This is a genomic window from Halorubrum tibetense, from assembly GCF_042661865.1.
Lineage (GTDB): Archaea > Halobacteriota > Halobacteria > Halobacteriales > Haloferacaceae > Halorubrum > Halorubrum tibetense.
Genome location: NZ_JBHSWW010000222.1, coordinates 1 through 4,063, shown reverse-complemented (window position 1 = coordinate 4,063; position 4,063 = coordinate 1). Strand labels below are relative to the sequence as shown.

6 protein-coding genes are annotated in these 4,063 nt (G+C 66.7%); 5 read left to right on the top strand and 1 reads right to left on the bottom strand.

The genetic code is table 11. The features are described 5' to 3' along the window. Positions 1 to 130 precede the first annotated feature (130 nt). The 5 genes from ACFQEU_RS12340 to ACFQEU_RS12320 all read left to right on the top strand — a co-directional run bounded on the left by ACFQEU_RS12340 (position 131) and on the right by ACFQEU_RS12320 (position 3,624). A complete protein-coding gene (locus tag ACFQEU_RS12340) occupies positions 131 to 313 on the top strand; it encodes a DUF7525 family protein (RefSeq protein WP_379782563.1) in 183 nt (60 codons plus the stop codon). Between the two features lie 65 nt (positions 314 to 378). Continuing rightward, complete coding sequence (locus ACFQEU_RS12335; protein ID WP_379782561.1) at positions 379 to 603, top strand: DUF7123 family protein; 225 nt, start codon at positions 379 to 381, stop codon at positions 601 to 603. A gap of 189 nt (positions 604 to 792) precedes the next feature. Further along, the gene (locus ACFQEU_RS12330) at positions 793 to 1,221 is read left to right on the top strand and encodes a CoxG family protein (RefSeq protein WP_379782559.1); all 429 of its coding nucleotides are present in this window, start codon (positions 793 to 795) and stop codon (positions 1,219 to 1,221) included. Next, the gene (locus ACFQEU_RS12325) at positions 1,218 to 2,024 is read left to right on the top strand and encodes a carbon-nitrogen family hydrolase (protein WP_379782557.1); all 807 of its coding nucleotides are present in this window, start codon (positions 1,218 to 1,220) and stop codon (positions 2,022 to 2,024) included. Before ACFQEU_RS12330 ends, ACFQEU_RS12325 begins: the two co-directional genes overlap by 4 nt. Before the next feature lie 580 nt (positions 2,025 to 2,604). Further along, positions 2,605 to 3,624, top strand: coding sequence for a presenilin family intramembrane aspartyl protease PSH (locus ACFQEU_RS12320; protein ID WP_379782555.1), 1,020 nt, complete (start codon positions 2,605 to 2,607; stop codon positions 3,622 to 3,624). A 263-nt stretch (positions 3,625 to 3,887) separates the two neighbouring features. On the opposite strand, the gene ACFQEU_RS12315 is transcribed toward ACFQEU_RS12320, so the two are convergent. Further along, the coding region (locus ACFQEU_RS12315; RefSeq protein WP_379782565.1) for a PUA domain-containing protein at positions 3,888 to 4,063 on the bottom strand (176 nt) is incomplete at its 5' end.

The following is a 4,063-nucleotide window of genomic DNA, read 5'->3' as shown; positions in this document are numbered from 1 at the left end:
CCATACGAAGAGCTTCGTCGAGTCGTCAGCAACAATAAGATTATCTCACGGGCTCACGCTGTGCCGGCTGTCGAGACCTCGGGGTAAACACGTACGTATGAACTAAGTGTCCACCCGCGAAGCGACGCGTATGAGCGAGGCATCCATCGGATCGGACAAGGGGATCGGCGTGACGCTCGCGTTGGCGGCCGTCGCGCTGGTCGGGGCCGTGATCCTGTTCGGCTATCCGACACAGATCGGCCGCGCGTGGGGGTTCGCGGCGGCGTTCGTTTTCGCGCTGCTTTCCGTCGTCGCAGTCCAGCTGTTCGACTGACCGCGCCCGCGATCCGGAGCCCTTGACGAGAAACCGTTAAGAACGTCAGACGCCTACATCGGGTGATGACCGAGTACACCGAGGAGGAACGGCGAATCCTCGCGTACCTCACGGACAGCGTCACTCGCGGCGAGCGGTACGTCCGCTCCCGGACGATCGCGGACGCCATCGGTCTCACCGCCAAACAGGTCGGTACCCGGCTCCCCCGATTGGCCGAGAAGGCGGACGACGTCGAGATCGAGAAGTGGGGCCGTGCGCGCTCGACGACCTGGCGCGTCACTCGCGGGTGACCGTCCGTCGGGTCTGACCGTCGTGTCGGTCGGCCCGCTTTGGTCACCTACCTCCGTCGCCGCCGCACCACCAACGCCCGTGCCGTCCCGACGCTACCGTCGTCGGGCCGGTACCACCGTCCGGACGCCGGTGTCGTCCCGACCGCCGACTCCCGTTCCTTTAATTCTCCTGGGCACCCAACGTGACGTATGACCGTCCGAGTTTCCCGGACGTTCGAGTTCGACGCACCCGCAACCGACGTGTGGGCGTTCATCTCGGACGCCGAGCAACGCGCCGAAGCCATCAGCGTGGTCGACACGTTCGAGGTCCACGGGGCCGGCCGCGCGACCTGGCACGTGTCGTTGCCGATCCCGATGATCCGGTCGACTATCACCGTCGAGACCGAGGAGATCGAGCGCGATCCGCCGAACCGTGTGAAGTTCGTCGGGAAGTCGAAGGCGTTCCGCGTCACCGGCGAACACGTGATCACGGAGACGGCCGACGGGTGTACACTGGCCAACGAGTTCGTCGTCGACGGGAGGCTCCCGGGTGTGGAGTCGTTCTTTAAACGGAACTTCGACGAGGAGCTCGACAACCTCGAAGCCGCGCTCCGGCGGTCGCTCGCACCCGACGTATGAGGATCGCCTGCATCCAGCTCGACATCGATGGGGGTGCCGTCGCCGCCAACGTCGACCGCGCCCTCGACCGGGTACGGGCGGCCGCAACGGACGGCGCGGACCTCGTCGTCCTGCCGGAGCTGTTCGATGTCGGCTACTTCGCGTTCGACGCGTACGGCCGGGCCGCCGAGAGCGTCGCGGGTGACCGCTTGAGTCGGTTCGCCGAGACCGCTGCCTCGGCCGGTGTCGCCGTGCTCGCGGGCACGGTCGTGGAGGACCTCGCCGCCTCCGCCAAAGACGGGGTAGACACGCCAGCGGCGTCGGGGCTCGCCAACACGGCCGTTCTGTTCGACGCCACGGGCGACCGTCGGTTGGTGTACCGGAAACACCACCTGTTCGGATACGGCTCCGAAGAGACGGAGCGGATGGTCCCGGGCGACCGGGTTCCGGTCGTCGATATCGATGGGGTGACGGTCGCCGTGACGACGTGTTACGACCTGCGGTTCCCCGAGCTGTTCCGACGACTGGTCGACGACGGCGTTGAGTGCGTACTCGTCCCCAGCGCGTGGCCGTATCCACGAGTTGAACACTGGCGGACCCTCGGACGCGCTCGCGCTATCGAGAACCTCGCGTACGTCGCCGCGGTCAACGGAACCGGCCGGTTCGACGACGAGGCGCTCTGCGGCCGAACCGCCGTCTACGACCCGTGGGGGACGACGCTCGCCGCCGCGGGCCCGGACCCGACGACGGTGACCGCCGAGGTCGACTCGGATCGTGTCGCGGCCGTTCGCGAGGAGTTCCCGGCGTTGCGCGACCGGCGCTGATCCGTGCCGCTCGGTGGTCTCCGAGCCTGCCCATTCCGATACCTCGTGGTTTTATACGCCGCGAAACCGTAACTATCGTTGCCGAAGTCCGACGCTTTTCTCGTCGGAGTTCGGCGAACAACGATCCACGCCCGTCCCGCCCGCACGGGCGGCGTCTCTGCGACAGCCCGGGGGTCCGCTGTCGCTCGCCGCCCGTTCACCCGCCTCCCGTCCGCTTTCGCACATCCCACCTCTTCGTCGGCTCGGGAGCCATCCGTCTCGGAGTGAACCACGTCGTTCGCCCGGTCAGCGAAGGAATGAATATCAATTCAGATAATTCGGTCGGTGGCTTCTTATTTCCCTTCGGTGTGTCGGTAAACGCCGCGGGCGCGCACTCGCCGACCACCCGTTTCGGGCATGGTCGGCCACCACTCGCTTCCACCGTCCGTCGTCCGTCGGCACCCGGTCCGGGCCCACCCGCTCCCACACCATCCCGGACCGTCTCTCGAACGGAGAGCCGTGCGAAACCTCGGCGATAGGGCTCACAGAACGGCGAGTGAAACGTAAGGACGAAACCCCCGCCGCCTGAACGGACGGTCGAATGTTCCCCCGCGAGTATCGTGGCGTCGCGTTCGCCGTCGGCCTGTTCGTCATCGTCCAGGTGGGGGCGCTGGCGCTGGTCCCGGAGTTCGACGCGAGCGGCTACCAGCCCGTCGAGAACCCACAGGACCCGACGAACAGCCTCCTCTACATCGCCGCTATCGTCGTGATGACCGGCTTCATGCTCGCGGCGTTCCGCTACGAGCTCGACTGGGCGATCCGGCTGTTGATCATCGGTGTCTCCGCGTGGCTCTCGTGGTACGTGTTCGCGGCGTTCGTTCCGCCGCTCGTCGCCGCGATCCCCGCAGTCGCGGTCGCAGTGGGGTTGTTGGTCCATCCGGAGTGGTACGTCATCGACGCCGCCGGAGTGTTGATGGGCGCGGGCGCGGCCGGACTGTTCGGGATCTCGTTCGGGTTGCTTCCGGCGCTCGTGCTCTTGGTCTTTCTCGCCGTGTACGACGCGATCTCGGTGTACGGGACCGAACACATGCTGTCGCTCGCCGAGGGAGTGATGGACCTCAACATCCCCGTCGTCCTGGTGATCCCGTTGTCGCTGTCCTACTCGCTTCTCGACGACGACTTCGCCGGCGCGAACGATGTCCACGAGGGCGATGTGGAGGAGTTCGACACGGACGGGAACGGCACCGGTGAGGATACGGACGAAAGCGACGCGAACGACGACGATGCGGACGGTACCACCGAGGACGGGGACGGTAGCCGTGATGCGTTCTTCATCGGGCTCGGCGACGCCGTGATCCCGGCGGTGCTGGTCGCCAGCGCAGCGCGGTTCTCCCCGGCCGAGGCGCTTCCGTTCGCCGCTCTCGAGATCAACCTCCCTGCGGTGCTCGCGATGCTCGGGACGGTCGTCGGGCTGCTCGTGTTGATGCGCTGGGTGATGAAGGGCCGCGCCCACGCCGGGCTCCCGCTACTAAACGGCGGCGCCATCGGCGGCTACCTGATCGGTTCGTTGCTTGCCGGCGTGTCGCTCGTGGACGCGCTGGGACTCGGCGTCGTGATCTAACTACCGCCCCGAGACGGACCGTCGTCGGACCGCCGGTTTATAAGTGATCGTCCCGCTCGCGACGCGGTGTTTATACCTGACCGATCGGTGTTACTGGGCGTCTCTCGTCCCGTTTCGAACCCCTCCCCCGCACCGATACGGACCGTATCCCGTTTCGCTCCGGATTACAGCCGTGCCTCCGTGAAAACGGATCTCGGGCCGGCAGTAGGGGGATAGTGGGACCGAGTTCGTTTATATATGGCCCCTCGAACAACGTGGCGCACTTATAAATCGTCGGGGAGGGTCTCGGCGGGGACCTCGTGGCCGGCACCGTGACGGACCTTGACCGCGACGCCGGCATCGAACGCGAGCGCCTCCGCGCCGGACAGCTCCGCGCGACCGACCGCGAACAGCGTGTCGTCGCCGTCGACGACGATCGCTTCGTCGCCGGGACGGAGCC

Bases quoted from the DNA above. Each gene is read 5' to 3' on its own strand.
- ACFQEU_RS12340 (WP_379782563.1), top strand. From the start codon at position 131: ATGAGCGAGGCATCCATCGGATCGGACAAGGGGATCGGCGTGACGCTC.
- ACFQEU_RS12335 (WP_379782561.1), top strand. From the start codon at position 379: ATGACCGAGTACACCGAGGAGGAACGGCGAATCCTCGCGTACCTCACG.
- ACFQEU_RS12330 (WP_379782559.1), top strand. From the start codon at position 793: ATGACCGTCCGAGTTTCCCGGACGTTCGAGTTCGACGCACCCGCAACC.
- ACFQEU_RS12325 (WP_379782557.1), top strand. From the start codon at position 1,218: ATGAGGATCGCCTGCATCCAGCTCGACATCGATGGGGGTGCCGTCGCC.
- ACFQEU_RS12320 (WP_379782555.1), top strand. From the start codon at position 2,605: ATGTTCCCCCGCGAGTATCGTGGCGTCGCGTTCGCCGTCGGCCTGTTC.